This is a genomic window from Psychrobacter sp. W2-37-MNA-CIBAN-0211, assembly GCF_040309405.1.
GTDB classification, from domain to species: domain Bacteria; phylum Pseudomonadota; class Gammaproteobacteria; order Pseudomonadales; family Moraxellaceae; genus Psychrobacter; species Psychrobacter glaciei.
Genome location: NZ_JBEOOU010000180.1, coordinates 1 through 275, shown reverse-complemented (window position 1 = coordinate 275; position 275 = coordinate 1). Strand labels below are relative to the sequence as shown.

Annotated in this window: 1 protein-coding gene; it reads right to left on the bottom strand. The window is 69.5% G+C overall.

The genetic code is table 11. From position 1 onward, the window contains the following. A partial coding sequence (locus AAEY72_RS14805) for a GNAT family N-acetyltransferase (RefSeq protein ID WP_502945397.1) occupies positions 1 to 240 on the bottom strand: 240 nt, incomplete at its 3' end. Between the last annotated feature and the right edge of the window lie 35 nt (positions 241 to 275).

Below are 275 nucleotides of genomic sequence, written 5' to 3'. Positions count from 1 at the left end.
GCCGCGATGTCCGTCGAAACCGGCCATCAGCGTGCCGACGACCCGCGCGCCGCTGGTCGCGACGAAGAACAGTTCCGGCTGGGTCGCGAGCTTCAGCTCGATCGATCGCAGCGGATCGCGGTGCGGCGGCGCACCGGCTTCGTCGTAGTGCGGGAACGCGTCGCGCCATACCGCGAGCACGGCATCGGTGTCGGCGCGTTCGAACGGGCGGATAGCGACAGCATCGGCGGCGGCATCCATCGCGGCGGTCTCCTTACAGCGTGTCGAGGATCGAC